Origin of the sequence: Alkalicoccus urumqiensis (assembly GCF_002993335.1) — a bacterium.
GTDB classification, from domain to species: Bacteria; Bacillota; Bacilli; order Bacillales; family Salisediminibacteriaceae; genus Alkalicoccus; species Alkalicoccus urumqiensis.
On record NZ_PVNS01000013.1, the window covers coordinates 1 to 15832 of the forward strand.

The 15832-nt window shown below is 50.9% G+C and carries 17 protein-coding genes; 7 read left to right on the forward strand and 10 right to left on the reverse strand.

The window, feature by feature from the left end; translation table 11 throughout:
* Nucleotides 1–161: 161 nt before the first annotated feature.
* Both C6I21_RS13125 and C6I21_RS13130 read right to left on the reverse strand, forming a co-directional pair.
* Nucleotides 162–515 (reverse strand): YlbF family regulator, encoded by a 354-nt coding sequence (locus C6I21_RS13125; protein ID WP_105959949.1) that lies wholly within the window; start codon nucleotides 513–515, stop codon nucleotides 162–164.
* 77 nt (nucleotides 516–592) lie between these two features.
* Complete coding sequence (locus C6I21_RS13130; RefSeq protein WP_105959950.1) at nucleotides 593–1732, reverse strand: DUF445 family protein; 1140 nt, start codon at nucleotides 1730–1732, stop codon at nucleotides 593–595.
* Nucleotides 1733–1922: 190 nt separating this feature from the next.
* On the opposite strand from C6I21_RS13130, the gene C6I21_RS13135 reads away from it, so the two are divergent.
* From C6I21_RS13135 to C6I21_RS13150, 4 genes are all read left to right on the forward strand, one after another.
* A complete protein-coding gene (locus tag C6I21_RS13135; RefSeq protein ID WP_105959951.1) occupies nucleotides 1923–2126 on the forward strand; it encodes a DUF5342 family protein in 204 nt (67 codons plus the stop codon).
* 15 nt (nucleotides 2127–2141) lie between these two features.
* Nucleotides 2142–2957: a PucR family transcriptional regulator gene (locus C6I21_RS13140; protein WP_105959952.1), complete on the forward strand. Its 816-nt coding sequence runs from the start codon at nucleotides 2142–2144 to the stop codon at nucleotides 2955–2957.
* Nucleotides 2958–3098: 141 nt separating this feature from the next.
* Nucleotides 3099–4190 carry an ABC transporter ATP-binding protein gene (locus C6I21_RS13145; protein WP_105959953.1) on the forward strand — a complete coding sequence of 364 codons (1092 nt, stop codon included), beginning with the start codon at nucleotides 3099–3101 and terminating at the stop codon, nucleotides 4188–4190.
* A gap of 155 nt (nucleotides 4191–4345) precedes the next feature.
* Nucleotides 4346–4972 carry a 3'-5' exonuclease gene (locus tag C6I21_RS13150; protein ID WP_105959954.1) on the forward strand — a complete coding sequence of 209 codons (627 nt, stop codon included), beginning with the start codon at nucleotides 4346–4348 and terminating at the stop codon, nucleotides 4970–4972.
* Between the two features lie 169 nt (nucleotides 4973–5141).
* On the opposite strand, the gene C6I21_RS13155 is transcribed toward C6I21_RS13150, so the two are convergent.
* From C6I21_RS13155 to C6I21_RS13185, 7 genes are all read right to left on the reverse strand, one after another.
* Nucleotides 5142–6668, reverse strand: a complete 1527-nt coding sequence (locus tag C6I21_RS13155) for an acyl-CoA carboxylase subunit beta (protein WP_105959955.1) — start codon at nucleotides 6666–6668, stop codon at nucleotides 5142–5144.
* 13 nt (nucleotides 6669–6681) lie between these two features.
* Nucleotides 6682–7449, reverse strand: a complete 768-nt coding sequence (locus C6I21_RS13160; RefSeq protein WP_105959956.1) for an enoyl-CoA hydratase-related protein — start codon at nucleotides 7447–7449, stop codon at nucleotides 6682–6684.
* Nucleotides 7446–8357, reverse strand: coding sequence for a hydroxymethylglutaryl-CoA lyase (locus C6I21_RS13165; protein WP_105959957.1), 912 nt, complete (start codon nucleotides 8355–8357; stop codon nucleotides 7446–7448). Before C6I21_RS13165 ends, C6I21_RS13160 begins: the two co-directional genes overlap by 4 nt.
* 17 nt (nucleotides 8358–8374) lie before the next feature.
* The gene (locus C6I21_RS13170; RefSeq protein WP_105959958.1) at nucleotides 8375–8590 is read right to left on the reverse strand and encodes an acetyl-CoA carboxylase biotin carboxyl carrier protein subunit; all 216 of its coding nucleotides are present in this window, start codon (nucleotides 8588–8590) and stop codon (nucleotides 8375–8377) included.
* Nucleotides 8587–9924 (reverse strand): acetyl-CoA carboxylase biotin carboxylase subunit, encoded by a 1338-nt coding sequence (locus C6I21_RS13175; RefSeq protein WP_105959959.1) that lies wholly within the window; start codon nucleotides 9922–9924, stop codon nucleotides 8587–8589. Before C6I21_RS13175 ends, C6I21_RS13170 begins: the two co-directional genes overlap by 4 nt.
* Nucleotides 9921–11090: an acyl-CoA dehydrogenase family protein gene (locus C6I21_RS13180; RefSeq protein ID WP_105959960.1), complete on the reverse strand. Its 1170-nt coding sequence runs from the start codon at nucleotides 11088–11090 to the stop codon at nucleotides 9921–9923. Before C6I21_RS13180 ends, C6I21_RS13175 begins: the two co-directional genes overlap by 4 nt.
* Nucleotides 11091–11230: 140 nt before the next feature.
* Nucleotides 11231–11950 carry an urease accessory protein UreH domain-containing protein gene (locus tag C6I21_RS13185; RefSeq protein WP_105959961.1) on the reverse strand — a complete coding sequence of 240 codons (720 nt, stop codon included), beginning with the start codon at nucleotides 11948–11950 and terminating at the stop codon, nucleotides 11231–11233.
* Nucleotides 11951–12057: 107 nt separating this feature from the next.
* Here C6I21_RS13185 and C6I21_RS13190 point away from each other — a divergent pair, with 107 nt between their 5' ends.
* The gene (locus C6I21_RS13190) at nucleotides 12058–12687 is read left to right on the forward strand and encodes an NAD(P)-dependent oxidoreductase (protein WP_105959962.1); all 630 of its coding nucleotides are present in this window, start codon (nucleotides 12058–12060) and stop codon (nucleotides 12685–12687) included.
* Between the two features lie 4 nt (nucleotides 12688–12691).
* On the opposite strand, the gene C6I21_RS13195 is transcribed toward C6I21_RS13190, so the two are convergent.
* On the reverse strand, nucleotides 12692–13285 hold the full coding sequence (locus C6I21_RS13195; RefSeq protein WP_105959963.1) for a response regulator transcription factor: 594 nt from the start codon (nucleotides 13283–13285) through the stop codon (nucleotides 12692–12694).
* A 160-nt stretch (nucleotides 13286–13445) separates the two neighbouring features.
* Here C6I21_RS13195 and C6I21_RS13200 point away from each other — a divergent pair, with 160 nt between their 5' ends.
* Both C6I21_RS13200 and C6I21_RS13205 read left to right on the forward strand, forming a co-directional pair.
* Nucleotides 13446–14792 carry a cytochrome ubiquinol oxidase subunit I gene (locus C6I21_RS13200; protein ID WP_105959964.1) on the forward strand — a complete coding sequence of 449 codons (1347 nt, stop codon included), beginning with the start codon at nucleotides 13446–13448 and terminating at the stop codon, nucleotides 14790–14792.
* Between the two features lie 21 nt (nucleotides 14793–14813).
* The gene (locus C6I21_RS13205) at nucleotides 14814–15830 is read left to right on the forward strand and encodes a cytochrome d ubiquinol oxidase subunit II (protein ID WP_105959965.1); all 1017 of its coding nucleotides are present in this window, start codon (nucleotides 14814–14816) and stop codon (nucleotides 15828–15830) included.
* Nucleotides 15831–15832: the final 2 nt, after the last annotated feature.

Sequence of the window (15832 nt, forward strand, 5' to 3'; positions counted from 1 at the left end):
GTAGCCACTGCAAACCACACGACTGACAAAAAAACCGCCCGTTTCTCCAAGGTTGGGGAGAAACGGGCGGTTTTCATATGAGATCCTACGATACGAAATGAAAAATCGCTAGATTTTCAGTGGCCCCCGGGAATCCCGGGACGACCTGAGGCGCTTAATAATTATTCCTGTTCGCCTTCGCCGTAAAGCTCTTCAAGCGGCTGCGTAACAACCTTATTGATCTCACTGACCATCTGGCTCATTTTCTGTTCTTCTTCCATGAGCTTCATGATCTGTTCGTGCTGCTGGACCACTTCAAACTGCTGCTGGGCCTGCTGCACTTCCTCCTCGGAAATCTGCTCTCCGTTCATCTGCTTCTGCTGAAGCTGCATCTGCAGTCCGCGGAAGTTATCGAGCATTTTTTTCGCTACCTCATCGTTATTGATGTCTTCATGCAGCTGTTTTAACTGTGCAAACTCTTCGCTGTTGCGCAGCTCCTGCTGCAGTTCTTGTGCTTTATCCATTGGATTTGCCATATGCGTAACTCCTCCTTGTGATTTATACCGTTCTGCATTTTTCGCACAACCAGCCTAGACTCTAACATACTTTCTGCTTAAAACACAAATAGAAGCAGGGTCCCCTGGATGAAACCGACGAGGCCGCCGATCAGTGCCCCGAGCAGAGCGATCATTTTCAGTTCACGTTTTGCAATAAGAAGCAGCATTTCCTCCAGCCTCGACAGCGGGAACAAGTTTACTTCCTTTGTAACTATATCCCGAATGCCGATCCGTTTCATAATCGATTTCATATAATTGGTCAGAATCATCGAAGCGGAAGCCATTATCCCGGGAAGCACCGTTTTCTGGAGCATCTCCTCATACCGTCCGCTCCAGTCGGAGAGAGGCTGGTTCCACTCACCGATTACCGGTACATGCCCCATCACATTTTTCGTCAGATTTTCCGCCTGCTGATGAAAACGGTCGGCTTCCACATAGGCAGACGGCGTCGTCTCAATTAATTTTTCCCATTCTCTTACCAGCACTTCCTCCACCATGCCCTGTGTCCGATCATCGCGGAAAAAACGCTCGAGTTCACCAGCCAGCATATCCCCGACAGAAAAACGTTTTGTAAATCTGCTGAACCAGGTCGTCACAGACCCTTTTGAATGAAGATAGTTATCGACAGCTGCTTCAAGCTGTTTTTTTCCTTCCGGTGAGGAGGCGTATTCTGCACCGCGCGCTGCGATATCTGCAGCCGCTTTCGGCAGACGCCTCTCCACAGATTCCAGCATTTCAACCGGAACCCAGTCTTTAAACGGCCGGTCCTGATACGAATCAAACCACTCCGTCAGCCTTCTGCTGATTTCCGCTTCTACAGATATCCGGAACCTTCCCATTCTGTCTTTCGTGCCGAGATGTTCCTCCATCCACTCGTCCAGTGTCCGCTCTTCTTTCAATAAGTCGCGGATCCCGTCTTCCAGCCGCGTTTTCACCTCCTCAAAAAGAACTCCTTCTTCCAGCCGTGCCTGCATCCCCTCCGGTGTCACAAGGTGATCCTCCACCAGTTTTCCGAGGTTGTCGGCAATTTCTCCGCGCCGCTTCGGAATCAGGCCCGGCGTAAACGGCACTTGAAAGCGGCCGAGGAACCACGGTTTGTAGGGGCGGAATAACATCCGTATAGCAATAATATTTGTACCGCCTCCGATCACTGCACCGAGCAGTATGATCACAAGCAGCATTATCCATTCATTCATGTCGAACCTCCTGCTGCAGCTGTTTCATTCTATATAAGTATAACCTGCATTGTTTTGCGTATCCATCCACGGGTTTTCTTTTTCCACCCGGGCTTTCGTGATAGGATAAAGAAAAGCAGACGAGGCAGATGGATGTTTCTTTCATTCTCTTCCCCTTAACGGGCTGTCCGTAACATGAAAGGAGCTTAACATGATACAGCATTTCCAATGGAAAGCCCACCGCCCCTCCGGCTGGTCTTTTTCCTTTTATCATCAGGGCGCAAGATACCGGGGTTTTTACCACCGGGACGGTACTATCCGCTGGGATCAGCCGGAAACACGACCGGAAAAAGCAGAGACACTCGAAGGGCAGATACACGATTTAATGCTCTACCATGTCTATGAAGATCATTAGAAAGAGGGATGACGCGTGATAACCCTTCATTACCATGATGAAACTCACTATATTGACGAAAAATCATTGTCCGCTGAAGAACGGGCCCTACTGGAAAAAATGACAGGTACCCGGGACATGCCTGCCGGACCGGAAGCCTCCCATCTTTTGAAACAGATCATTTCAGGAAGTACACCCCCGCCTTCCTCCATCCAGCTTCCGGCACGTTTTATCTACATACACTTCCCGAAGCCGGCAGAGGAACCAGAGGCGCTTACCGAAGCACTCTTTCAACTGCTTCCCGGAACCGGGCACTCCTGCTGGCTGAACCGCCGGGAGCTTCTTCTGCTTCAGGAAGTTAATGAAGACTTTGAGGATCAGCCGGTCACAAATGCCGTCATCGATACCCTCGCCGCCGATTTCTACATCCGCCCGTCTCTTCACGCCGGCAGCTTTTTCCGGGATCCCGGTGAAGCCTATTCCTGGTATAAACGGGAGCTGCGGATGTTCCGCCGCGTGATCGAGGCGTACCCGAAGCATCATGTGTTCATTGAACAGGAACTTGTATTATATTACATGCTGTCCAGCATCGAACCGGAGGCACTGGAGGAAATGACGGCCCTTCTGGATCCAGTCCGGGAGGAAACAGAGCTGCTCCGTTCTGTCGAAATGTTCCTCTTGTGCGGTATGAATATCTCTATGGCGGCAAAGCGTCTGTTCATGCACCGGAACACGATGCAGTACCGGGTCGAAAAATTTATTGAACGAACGTCCATTGATATTAAGCAGTTTCAAAATGCCGCCTGCGTCTATCTGCTCCTGTGCGGCGCCCAGCTGGCCGCCGAAGAATAGCCCGCTGAAATCGCTTGCAACATCCTGCACAAAAAATGCGATTTTTCTTTGTGCAGGATGCCCCTATCAATGAAACCCCTTACAGGATACACTGAGGTCAGTTCAAAAAAACAAGCACAGACAGCGGGAGGAGAGAGAAAAATGGCGGATATTACGTTTAAGAATCTCTATAAAATTTATGATGGTGAAGTTCAGGCGGTAACAGATTTCAACCTGGACATTGAAGATAAGGAATTTATCGTTTTCGTCGGTCCATCCGGGTGCGGTAAATCGACAACGCTCCGTATGGTTGCAGGTCTGGAAGACATCTCTAAAGGAGATCTATACATCGGCGAAGACCGCGTAAACGATGTTGCACCGAAAGACCGTGACATTGCGATGGTTTTCCAGAACTACGCGCTTTATCCACATATGAACGTATACGAGAACATGGCATTCGGCCTGAAGCTCCGTAAATTCCCGAAAGACGAAATTGAAGAGCGTGTACAGAACGCGGCGAAAATTCTCGGTCTGACGGAAATGCTCGACAGAAAGCCGAAAGCAATGTCCGGTGGTCAGCGTCAGCGTGTTGCACTCGGACGTGCCATTGTCCGTAACCCGAAAGTATTCCTGATGGATGAGCCGCTTTCCAACCTGGATGCTAAGCTCCGTGTGCAGATGCGCTCAGAAATCATCAAACTCCACCATCGTCTGCAGACGACGACAATCTATGTAACACACGACCAGACCGAAGCGATGACCATGGCTTCCCGGATCGTTGTTATGAAGGACGGTCTCGTGCAGCAGGTAGGCGCACCGAAGGATATTTATGACTATCCGGAAAACGTCTTCGTCGGCGGGTTCATCGGTTCCCCGGCAATGAACTTCCTTCACGGTAAATTGAACGGCGACCGCTTTGACATGCACGGTCACTCCGTGCAGGTTCCTGCAGGCAAAATGAAGCAGCTGGAAGGATATGATCAGAAAGAGCTTATTCTCGGCGTACGTCCGGAAGATATCCACGACGAGCCGGTATTCCTTGATTCTGCGGAGAACTCCCGCTTTAAAGCGGTGATTGATGTAGCAGAGCTTATGGGTGCAGAATCCTATCTCTATTCCAAAGTAGGCGATCAGGACTTTATCGCACGTGTCGATTCCCGTACAGATGTATCCAGCGGAACTGAAATCGACCTTGCCCTTGATATGAACAAAGCGCACTTCTTCGACCCGGAGAACGAGCAGCGGATCCGCTGATTACCAATTTCGATTGGTTTTCAATATAATTTCCCCCTTTTTCGAAGCACCGGTCTAACCAGCCGGTGCTTCCTTTTTGTATGTAGAACAGCTTGGATATCTCCCGCCTTTCTGCTAAAATGTAGGAAACGTATGTTTGCAGGAGGCTCAGCTACATGAATTTTACCGCCATCGATTTTGAAACGGCTTCCCAGGAAGCGGGAAGTGCCTGTGCCGTCGGTATTGTACAGGTAAAAGACAGTGAAATCGTCGAGGAAACCTATTCCCTTATCCGCCCGTTTACGCCGTACTTTGACCCGAAGTGCGTTGCTGTCCATGGTTTAACCTGGAACGATGTCAAAGATGCACCGACGTTTGCCGACTTATGGCCCTCCTTACAGCCTGCTATGGAACACACCCTTCTGCTTGCACATAACGCAAGCTTTGATATGCGTGTTCTCCGCTCTGCACTGGATGCCTGGCAGCTTCCCTGGCCGGAAGCTGCGTACAACTGCACGGTGCAGATCGCTAAAAAGACATGGCCGGAATTTTTTAATCATAAGCTCGGAACCGTCGCGCATGAACTGGGGATCACATTCGAACATCACCATGCCCTGGAAGATGCCAGAGCTGCAGCAGTCATCGCTCTCCGGGCGGAGGAGATTCATAATGCCTTTTCCGAAGAAGCGCTGTTCTCCGCACTGAATCTGTACAGCGGCTCGCTGGGACCGGGAATGCATGCCACACCCGGAACGAACCGGAAGCGGAAACGGTTCATTGTCTCCGCTTCCGGGGCCGTCTAAAGAAATGGATGCACCCCTCTCCGATTCATGAAAGTTGACTAAAAAGCCGAAAAAGGAACCGTCCGCTGATTCTCTGAGGACGGTTCCTTTTGTTTTTACATTCTTTTCTGTAAGTGAAGTGCTTATTGCCCGCATGAAACTTGCTGTCTATTTAGGTGAAAATCAGCGGTCATACCGGATAAACAGGATTATGTTTCGCCGGCTTTTTCTTGTCTTTTGCCGAGACCGCCTCCAGGCGGAAAGCGAGTGAGCTCCGCAGCTTTGTCATCGGAAGAATATCATCTACAATAAGTTCAGATGCCAGATGGTATATATCGACATGCTCCTGATATTCTTTTCGTTTTTCCTCGATAAAAGCAGCACGTTCGTTTTCCGGCAGCGCTGCAATTTTATTCGCATAGACGGCATTCACCGCTGCTTCCGGTCCCATCACAGCCACTTTGGCTGTCGGCAGCGCAATACACCAGTCCGGTTCAAATGCAGGTCCTGCCATCGCGTATAAACCGGCTCCATAGGCTTTCCTCACAATGACAGACAGCTTCGGCACCCGGACCTGAGACATGGCCGCTACCATTTTCGCACCGTGACGGATAATCCCGGCCCGCTCCACTTTGGATCCGATCATAAAACCTGGGACATCCATAAGAAAAAGAAGCGGCACCTGAAACGCATCACATAAATGTATAAACCGCGCTGCTTTATCCGCAGAATCCGGAAAAAGAACGCCGCCTTTCTGCTTCGGCTGGTTGGCGACAATGCCCACCACCCGCCCGTCAATTCGTGCAAACCCCGTCAGAAGCTCTTTTGCAAAGAGTGCTTTTATTTCAAACCAGCTGTCCTCATCAACCAGCGCGTGAATGACTGAAAGCATATCAAACGCTGCATTCTGGTTTTCCGGTACCATCTGATCGAGATTCTCCATGTGCACCGGTGGTTTGGAATCTGTGGATGCAGGCTTTGTTTTCCACGTGTCCGGCATATACGTCATGTACGTACGCGCAGCAAGAATGGCCTCTTCCTCATTTTCCGCCAGCATATCGCCGCATCCCGACACGCTGCAGTGCATGCGGGCACCACCCATTTCCTCAAGGCTTACTTTTTCACCGATCACCATCTCCGCCATCCGCGGCGATCCGAGATACATGGAGGCGTTCCCTTCAACCATCACCACCACATCACAAAATGCCGGCATATAGGCGCCGCCGGCTGCGGAAGGTCCGAATAGAACACATACTTGTGGCACAACACCGGACATTTTTATCTGCTGGTGGAAAATACGTCCCGCTCCTCTCCGGTTCGGAAACATCTCCACCTGATCTGTAATCCGGGCCCCGGCACTGTCGACAAGGTACATCATCGGCAGTCCAAGTTCTTCAGCCGTTTCCTGAATCCGGATAATTTTCTCTACCGTCCCCGGTCCCCACGAACCTGCCTTGACGGTGGAATCATTCGCCATGAAACAGACCATTCTTCCATGCATCTTCCCGGTCCCTGTGACAACACCATCAGCTGGCAGCCCGCGGTCGGCTCCGGCTGCAAACAGACCGTCCTCTTCATATACATCTTCATCCAGGAGCAGACGGATGCGCTCCCGGACGGGAAGTTTTCCTTTTTCAGCATTTGCCTGATGGTATTTTTCCTGCCCTCCGCGGTGGACCGCGTCAACCCGCTCCTGCCATTCCTGATTTAATCTCACCTAAGTCCTCCTCTCACCGGCCATGAAATTCGGGCGCCCGCTTTTCCTGAAATGCGCGGAGCCCTTCCAGACGGTCTTCTGATGGTAAAATTCCTTGATATGCTTGTTTTTCGACCTCCATTCCCTGCTCCAGAGGTACAGCCGCCCCATGATCCATCGCATACTTAGCTGCACGGACTGCAAGCGGCGCTTTTCGTGATATCTGGTACGCCAGTGCCTCCGCTTCTGAATACAGCTGTCCATGCGGCACGGCTTTCAGCGCAAGTCCCCAGACAGCTGCTTCCTGTCCGGTGATTTTTCTTCCCGCAAGGATCATCTCTTTCGCCCGCTGCATACCGATCAGAGCCGGCAGGCGCTGCGTACCTCCGGCTCCGGGAATGACACCGATGCCGGTTTCTGCGAGCTGAAACTGTGCCCGCTCCGAAGCGATTCGGAAGTCGCAGGCGAGGGTTAACTCCATTCCGCCTCCGACGGCACCTCCCTGCACAGCTGCAATCACCGGCTGCGGCATTCTTGAAAGTATGCTGATGGGATGACGGATGTTTTCCACCGCACTCCAAACATTTTCCTCTGCTGTTTCGAGCCTTTCTTTTAAATCGGCACCTGCACAGAACGTTTTCCCCCTCGCTCCGAGGATAACTGCGCGGATTTCCCGGCTTTCCGCCCACGTTTCAAGGATGGCCGTCATCTCCAGCAGCAATGTCGACGAGAGCGCATTCGCGGCTTCCGGGCGGTTTAAATAGAGCGAGGCAATCGGTCCGTTAATCGTCGTTTCAATCATGCGCCGTCCTCTCCTTCCTCGTTAAGCGATGCTTGAAAACTCGACAGTCTCCCGCCGATGTGCGGCTTAATAAAACCGGCAGCCTGAACGAGCTGATTGACGTTGATTCCTGTTTGAATACCGCTCTGTTCCAGAAGGTAGACCAGGTCTTCGGTCGCGATGTTTCCTGCCGCTCCCTGTGCATAGGGACAGCCGCCGAGACCGCCTGCAGCACCATCGAAAAATTGGATGTTCTGCTCCAGGGCGGCCATCGTATTTGCCAGCGCGAGACCCCGTGTATTATGAAAATGAAGCGCCATTTTCCCCGATGGAATCGTCGTTTTCAGCTGACGGATCACACGAGTTACCTGTCGTGGATGAGCAATCCCGATCGTGTCGCCCAGAGACAGCTCCCTTACCCCCATATCAAGAAGCGCGTGGGCAGTCCGCTCCACCGTTCCGATGGATATTTTCCCTTCATAGGGGCATCCAAAGACCATGGATATATAACCCCGGACCGACTTTCCTGCAGCAAGGGCCTCCTCGGCAACCGGCCTCAGTTCGCGGAGCGACTGCTCCACCGGCCGGTTAACATTTCTCCGGTTATGCGTATCGCTTGCGGAAACGAAAAGACTGACCTCGTCAACATCTGCCTGCAGTGCCCGCTCCAGGCCTTTCGCATTCGGCACGAGCGCTGCATAGGTCACGCCCGTCCGTTTCGGCAGCATACGGAAAACGTCTTCCGCATCGGCCAGCGCGGGAATCCATTTCGGCGAAACAAAAGAAGATACTTCCAGATAACGGATGCCTGCATCGAGCAGCTTTTCCATCCACTCTACTTTTCTTCGTGTCGGTACGATGACAGATTCATTCTGCAGGCCGTCCCGGGGGCCGACTTCTCTAATGCCGACTTTCTGGGGAAATGTCATCCAGGATCCTCTCCTCCCTATTCCTCAAAGGTCATTAATACCTGTCCTTCATCCACGAAGCTGCCTTCTTCTGTTAGAACTTCTTTGACAACACCCGATTGAGCGGCCTCTACAGGAATCTCCATTTTCATGGATTCCAGAATGACGAGCTCCTGCCCGGCTTTCACTTCCTCTCCTCTGCCGACGAGAATTTTCCATACGTTCCCTGCCATTTCCGTGCGGATTTCCGTCATGGCTGCACCTCCTTTAAAATCGTTTCTGTAAGTGTGACATCATAGTTTCCCTGCTGAAACAACGGATTCTCAAGCACCTGGATTAAAAACGTACGGTTTGTTTTTATGCCCTCCACACGAACTTTATTCATGTAGGAGAGAAGATTTCTGCAAGCTGTTTCTCTGTCCGGAGCATATGCGCAGATTTTAGCGAGCATCGGATCATAGTGCGGCGTAATCGTATCTCCGTTTCTAAAACCAGCGTCGATGCGGATACCTTCTTCTTCCGGCAGCTCCCATTTTGTAATGGTTCCCGGGGAAGGAAAAAACGTTTTTGGATCTTCCGCATAGAGACGGGCTTCTACAGCATGATCTCCTGACGGTTCATTCACCGGGAGAGCTTCCAGTCCGGCTCCTTCCGCGATACGGATCTGCCATTCGACGAGATCCATTCCCCCCGTAAGCTCCGTTACCGGATGCTCCACCTGCAGGCGGGTGTTCATCTCCAGAAAATACACGTCGTCGTTTTCCACAAGAAATTCAACAGTGCCGACGCTCCGGTACTTGAGCGCGGATCCTGCCTGTACCGCGGATCGGACAAGCTTCTGCCGGACCTCACCGGTTACAGACGCAGGAGCTTCCTCGATCACTTTCTGGTGCCTCCGCTGCACCGAACAGTCTCTCAGCCCGACGGCACGACAGTCCCCTGTTCCATCTCCGGCAATCTGAACTTCAATATGCCGCGGCGTTTCCAGATACTTTTCAATGTACAATTCACCGGATCCGAAAAATGTTTCCGCCCGCCTCGAAATCGAAGCTGCTGATTTTTCTAATTCCTCTCTACTACGGATACACTGCATGCCGATGCCGCCTCCCCCGGAGGAAGCTTTCAGCATAACGGGGTAGCCGACGGCTTCTGCTGCCTGAACGGCATCATCTTTAATTGTTCTCCCCGGTACGACCGGTACGCCTGCATTCTCCATACTGCTCCGTGCCTGCGTTTTTTCTCCCATGGCACGTATGACGTCCGGATCCGGACCGAGAAAGAGAATCCCCTCTTCTTCTACAGCCTCAGCGAACGCTGCCCGTTCCGAAAGAAAACCGTAGCCGGGATGAACCGCATCTGCTCCCGAATCACGCAGAGCGTGGAGCACCTGCTGGATATTGACATAGCTTTCTTTCGGCGGAGCCGGGCCGATACATACCGCTTCATCTGCTTCAAGAACGTGGAGGGCCTTTTCATCCGCCTCCGAATAAAGGGCAATGCTCGTAATCCCGAGCCTGCGGAGCGTTCGTATGATCCGGCAGGCTATTTCCCCTCTGTTCGCAACAGCGGCACGGCGGATTTGTTTCATCCGGATCCTCTCCTTTCCATCTTCGGTTCCTGCGGACAGCCGATTTCTCTTGCAATGACGAGCCGCTGAATTTCGGACGTGCCTTCGCCGATTTCCATCAGTTTGGCATCCCGGAGATACCGCTCGATCCCATACTCTGCCATGTATCCGTACCCTCCGTGAATCTGGAGGCTCTCATTACAGACGGAAGTGGCTGATTCAGAAGCATACAATTTTGCCATTGCCGCTTCTTTTTTAAACGGCTGTCCCTGATCTTTCAGCCACGCCGCTTTCATCACCATCGTCTCTGCCAGTTCGAGCTTTAACGCCATATCCGCAAGTTTGAACTGGATCGCCTGAAAGGAGCCGATTGGACGTCCGAACTGCTCCCTCTCTCTGCTGTAGGCAAGTGCTTTCTCATAGGCCGCAGTACCGATACCGAGAGCAAGTGCTGCTATTGAAATTCTGCCGCCGTCCAATGTAGAAAGAAACTGTGAAAAACCGCGCTCCGGATCGCCGAGAATAGCATCTTCTGCCACTTCCACCTCATCCAGTACGATTTCGGTAGTGTTTGATCCTCTTACGCCCATTTTTTTATATGGTGTCCGTATCGTCATCCCTGCCGCGTCTCCGGGAACGATAAACGCCGTAATTTTTCCGTTCGAATCTTCATTCCGGGCGGTTATAATAATCGTATCGGCGTAGGAGGCATTTGTAATCCAGCATTTCTCGCCGCTGATAACGTACCGTCCCTCTTTTTTTACGGCTTTCGTTTTTGTTCCTCCGGCATCAGAACCTGCTCCCGGCTCTGTCAGTCCAAACGCTCCGAGCGTCTTCCCTTCCGCAAGCGGCCGCAGGTATTTTTCCTTCTGCTTCTCAGTACCAAAATGATAAAACGGTGCAGCGCCGAGTGAAACAGCTGCAGCATAGCTGAGTCCGGTACTGCCGCAGACCCGGCCAATTTCCTTTACAGCTGATGCATATTCAAGAATAGTGCCACCCGAGCCTCCGTACTGCTCAGGAAAAGGAATACCAAGAAAGCCGAGTTCTCCCATTTTTTTAAAAATATCTTCCGGAAACCAGGATTTTTCGTCAATTTCAGCGGTCAAAGGGGCGATCTCCTTCTCAGCAAATCCCCTGGCCATGTCGCGTATCATATCCTGCTCTTTCGTACGGGCAAAATTCATCCGGACCTCCTTTAATGTAAGGGCTTACATAACATCACAAAAAGAAAGGGAGCATACCTGAGCGTACGTTCAGTTATCCTCCACTTTAAATTAATTATATCGGCAACACTCTTTTTTGTAAACGCTTTCTTTTACAAACTCTACCAGAATGTCAGCATGTCCATAATCCCCAGGGCGATCAGAACGACCCCTGCTGCCTTCTGCACGAAGAGACCTACTGCACGGCTTTTTTTCACTGCAGCCCGCCCAAGATCCAGATACCACATAATGAAAATCAACAGGACGAGCGGCAGCGACGTTCCAAGGGCAAACAGCGGCGGCATGATAAATCCTGCAGGGGAAGCTACAGCCTGCGGCATTAACAGCGTAAAAAACAAAATAAACATCGTAGGACAGAATCCGAGCGAAAATGTAAAGCCGAGCAGAAACGCTCCGACAGACCCGGGGCGCTTCTTCAATTTCAGTGCGGGAAGGAAATCAGGAATACGCAGCCATCCCAGCAGAAAAATGCCGATAAAAATTAACAGCGGTCCGAGAAACTGGCGCATCGGCTGAAAAAACAATGGCAGCTGACGCTGGAATTCCTGGCCAAGGAAAACGACGATCGTACCGAGAAGAGAGAAAGCTGCAATTTTCCCCACGGTATACCAGCCTGTTTCCCGCCAGGAGATCCCTTTCTTCAAGGAAGAAGAACCATACAGCGTCATGGCACTGATATTTCCGGAAAGCTGGCAGGGCGCGAGCGCTCCGACGATCCCCAGGAGAAAAGCAAACAGCAGCGGAAGTGATTCCGCCTGCCTCGCCGCATTCATAAAAGGATCACGAATGACCTGACTCCACGCATCGATCGTTTCAAACATCTATATCCTCCATTCAAAATACTCCGGCCCGGCTTTTCGTTGTAGTTTACGTAAAGAATCAAACGGGAACAGAGTGTTGACTTATGTCATTCAAGGAGTGATGGAACATGCATATTATACTATTTGGAGCTACCGGCCGTACAGGAAACCGGCTGCTGAACCATCTGCTGGACGGAGGCCATACGATTACAGCACTCGTGCGGGATGGTACATCCCGGCTCCAGCCGCAGGAACAGCTTACGGTTATCGATGGGGATGTGACAAACCCGAAAGATGTGGAGTCGGCGTTTCAGCAGCCTGCCGACATTGTTATCAGCGCTCTATCCACGGATAAAAGCGATACACTTTCCACCGCATTTCCTCATATTATTATGGAAATGGAAAAGCGGGGCATTCATCGCATTCTTACGATCGGCACAGCCGGCATTCTGAATGCGCGGAGCGAACCGGATACATTCCGCTTTGAATCGAAAGAATCCAGACGAAGCTCCACGCGGGCTGCCGAGGAGCACGCTGCTGTCTACCGACTTCTTCTCGATTCTTCCCTTACGTGGACGATTTTCTGTCCGACATACCTTCCGGATGGAGAAGCAGTGGACTCGGTCGCATTTGAATTTGATTATCTTCCCGAAGAAGGTTCGCGCATAACGACCGGCAGCACCGCAGCATTTATTGCCGGACACCTTCATGATGAAAGCTTCCATCATGCCAGAGTCGGTCTTGTGGAAATAGAGTAGCGTATTATTCTTCTCCACGCGGCTGCTTATCGAAAAAACCTTCTGATTCAGCCCGCTTGATCCAGTCCCTGTTTGTTTTCAGCATTAACTTTTTGGAAATGCTGCGCCGGTGGTTTTCGATGGTTTTTACGGACACCTGCAGCACCCGGGCAGATTCTTTCAGTGAATACCCCTGCACCTTCAGCCGGAAGACTTCCTCCTCCCTCCGAGTCAGGTCCTCCATGTCGGCCTCCGGCTGCAGAGGGAGCCTGCTGCTGTGATCAGTTGAAAACAGGTCTGTCAGCATCCGATACCAGTCATCCAGAGAGAGCCATTCAGACAGAGATTCCCGAAACGGCGTGCCGGCGGACATTCCTTTGGCTCCATGCAGCTGAATAATGACGGCGCCGGCTGCCTCTTTCTGTATCGTTTCCAGCCGCACAGCACCCGGCAGGTCTTCGTGGATAAACAAATAATCGATCGTGTAGCGCCGGAGCATATCCACGGTCTCCTCTTTGGTGGAGGCGGTGACAATATAATCGGTCTCCTGAATATCACGCACTACCTGCATTAACCCGTAGCGGACCAGTTCATGGTGAACGGCGGCCAGTATCCTCATTGTTTCACCTCCTGCGTTTTGTAACAGCTTGTTCAAGATTTGCTCATAATTTCACATTATATAGGGGTTTTCCCCTATCAACTTCCCGTTCCTAATCCATTAAGATGGGGTTAACCGTCTTCGGATGGTCTGTTATTTTATATCAAGAGGGGGAAACTTCATGTTCTTCGATCAAGACCCGGTCCTCTTAAGCAGAATATTAACGTATTTAACGCTCGGTTTCCATGCCATTTTTGCAACGATCGGTGTCGGTATCCCGATGATGATTGCCATTGCGGAATGGATGGGAATGAAGCGTAATGATCCACATTATACACTGCTTGCAAGGCGCTGGGCCAGAGGATTTGTCATTACGGTCGCCATCGGTGTCGTGACCGGTACAGCTATCGGTCTGCAGCTCAGTCTGCTCTGGCCGAACTTCATGCAGGCTGCAGGTCATACGATCGGCCTGCCGATGTTTATGGAGACATTTGCCTTTTTCTTTGAAGCTATTTTCTTAGGTATTTATCTGTACACATTCGATCGTTTCAAATCCAAAATGAAGCATTTTCTGCTGGTCATTCCCGTCGTTCTCGGTGCTACAGCGAGTGCTTTCTTTATTACAACCGTCAACGCATTCATGAACATGCCGCAGGGATTTGAAATGGTAAACGGGGTCGTGACAAGCGTCAATCCGCTCGAAGCGATGTTTAACCCGGCAACGCCGACGAAAGTGTCCCACGTTATCATTACCTGCTACCTGACGGCTGCCTTCGTTCTCGGTGCGATTGCAGCAACGAAAATATTGAGTGGCAATAAATCCGTCTATCACAAAAAAGCGCTCCATATGACGATGATTACCGGAGCGGTATTCGCTGTCGCTACGGCTGTTATCGGCGATTTTTCCGGAAAATATCTGCATGAATACCAGCCGGAAAAACTGGCTGCTGCCGAATGGCACTTCGAAACAGAATCGGAAGCGCCGCTGATTCTCGGTGGAATTATTAATGACGAAAACGAAGTCAGCTATGCTCTGGAAATTCCTTATGCGCTGAGTATTCTTGCCGGATTCAGTCCGGATACCGAAGTAACCGGTCTGAATGAGTTTGACCCGGATTTAATTCCGCCTTTATGGGTCCACTATTTCTTTGACTCAATGGTGTTCATCGGCATGTATCTTGCCTCTGTCAGTATGCTGTTCGTCTTTATGAACTGGAAGAAAAACTGGAATGCCTTTAATAAGCCGCTTCTTATGATGGTGGTGGCAGGCGGACCGCTGTCGATTCTCGCTATTGAAGCCGGCTGGATTTTTGCAGAAGTAGGCCGGCAGCCATGGATCTTAAACGGGATTATGCAGACATCGGAAGCTGCAACATCCTCCGACCATGTCGGACTGATGCTCCTGCTGTTTGCCGCACTGTATACTGTTCTCGGCGTCACATGTGTTACGGTACTGCGTAAAATGTTTAAACGTAATCCTGTTCAGAAAGAAATGCACAAGCGCGGCATAGAGAATTATGAAGTATAAGAAAGGGGGAGGAGCAATCCAATGACGTATGAAGTTCTCGGTATTACTGTCTTATGGCTGTTTCTGTACGGCTATCTGATCGTCGCCTCCATTGATTTCGGCGCTGGATTTTTCAGCTATTACTCCAAACGGACAAATAAAAATCACCTTATCGATTCCATCATTCAGCGCTACCTCTCCCCCGTCTGGGAAGTGACGAATGTGTTTCTCGTCTTTTTCTTTATCGGCATCGTCGGCTTCTTTCCGGACACTGCTTTTTATTACGGATCTGCGCTGTTAATTCCGGGAAGCGTCGCGATTATTTTACTTGCGATCCGCGGCTCCTATTACGCGTTTAATACGTACGGCGCGGAGGAAAGCAGTTTTTACAGCTTTCTTTACGGGGCCACGGGGCTGCTGATTCCTGCTTCTCTGACAACCGTACTCACCATTTCCGAAGGCGGCTATATTTCGATTGCGGACAACGGAGATGTGTCTCTTCTCTACGGAGAATTGTTCACAAGCGGCTATTCCTGGGGAGTGGTTATTCTTGCAGTAGTAAGTGTTCTCTTCATCTCTGCTGTATTTCTGACGTACTACGCGGACCGTGCGAAGGATAAGAATGCTCTTGCTCTCCTCCGGAAATACGCACTGACATGGGCAGCACCTTCCATTCTTATGGGAATCATCGTTTTCGTTCTTCTCGGAGAGCGGAATCCGGAGCACTTTTCCGGCATGATGGATCTTTGGTGGATGTTTGCTGTCTCGTTCGCCGCATTTCTCGGAACCGTTTATTTTATCTGGAAGCAGAAACGGCTCGGTCTTGCCGTGATTCTCATGATGGTCCAGTATTTCGCAGCATTTTTTGCGTACGGTGCCTCTCACCTGCCGTACCTCTTATACCCGCATTTGACAATCTACGACGGGTTTACGAACGAGTCGATGGCCATCGCACTGGTTACAGCATTTATTGCAGGACTGCTTCTGCTGATTCCTTCCCTGTACCTGTTAATGCGGCTGTTTTTGTTTGACGCTGACTATGTAGAAGGAAGAAGGTAGAT

Excerpts from the sequence above, each read along its gene's own strand:
- C6I21_RS13125 (WP_105959949.1), bottom strand. The coding sequence starts at position 515 with ATGGCAAATCCAATGGATAAAGCACAAGAACTGCAGCAGGAGCTGCGC.
- C6I21_RS13190 (WP_105959962.1), top strand. The coding sequence starts at position 12,058 with ATGCATATTATACTATTTGGAGCTACCGGCCGTACAGGAAACCGGCTG.
- C6I21_RS13200 (WP_105959964.1), top strand. The coding sequence starts at position 13,446 with ATGTTCTTCGATCAAGACCCGGTCCTCTTAAGCAGAATATTAACGTAT.
- C6I21_RS13205 (WP_105959965.1), top strand. The coding sequence starts at position 14,814 with ATGACGTATGAAGTTCTCGGTATTACTGTCTTATGGCTGTTTCTGTAC.
- C6I21_RS13160 (WP_105959956.1), bottom strand. The coding sequence starts at position 7,449 with ATGATTGAAACGACGATTAACGGACCGATTGCCTCGCTCTATTTAAAC.
- C6I21_RS13150 (WP_105959954.1), top strand. The coding sequence starts at position 4,346 with ATGAATTTTACCGCCATCGATTTTGAAACGGCTTCCCAGGAAGCGGGA.
- C6I21_RS13185 (WP_105959961.1), bottom strand. The coding sequence starts at position 11,950 with ATGTTTGAAACGATCGATGCGTGGAGTCAGGTCATTCGTGATCCTTTT.
- C6I21_RS13170 (WP_105959958.1), bottom strand. The coding sequence starts at position 8,590 with ATGACGGAAATCCGCACGGAAATGGCAGGGAACGTATGGAAAATTCTC.
- C6I21_RS13195 (WP_105959963.1), bottom strand. The coding sequence starts at position 13,285 with ATGAGGATACTGGCCGCCGTTCACCATGAACTGGTCCGCTACGGGTTA.
- C6I21_RS13175 (WP_105959959.1), bottom strand. The coding sequence starts at position 9,924 with ATGAAACAAATCCGCCGTGCCGCTGTTGCGAACAGAGGGGAAATAGCC.
- C6I21_RS13180 (WP_105959960.1), bottom strand. The coding sequence starts at position 11,090 with ATGAATTTTGCCCGTACGAAAGAGCAGGATATGATACGCGACATGGCC.
- C6I21_RS13145 (WP_105959953.1), top strand. The coding sequence starts at position 3,099 with ATGGCGGATATTACGTTTAAGAATCTCTATAAAATTTATGATGGTGAA.
- C6I21_RS13135 (WP_105959951.1), top strand. The coding sequence starts at position 1,923 with ATGATACAGCATTTCCAATGGAAAGCCCACCGCCCCTCCGGCTGGTCT.
- C6I21_RS13130 (WP_105959950.1), bottom strand. The coding sequence starts at position 1,732 with ATGAATGAATGGATAATGCTGCTTGTGATCATACTGCTCGGTGCAGTG.
- C6I21_RS13165 (WP_105959957.1), bottom strand. The coding sequence starts at position 8,357 with ATGACATTTCCCCAGAAAGTCGGCATTAGAGAAGTCGGCCCCCGGGAC.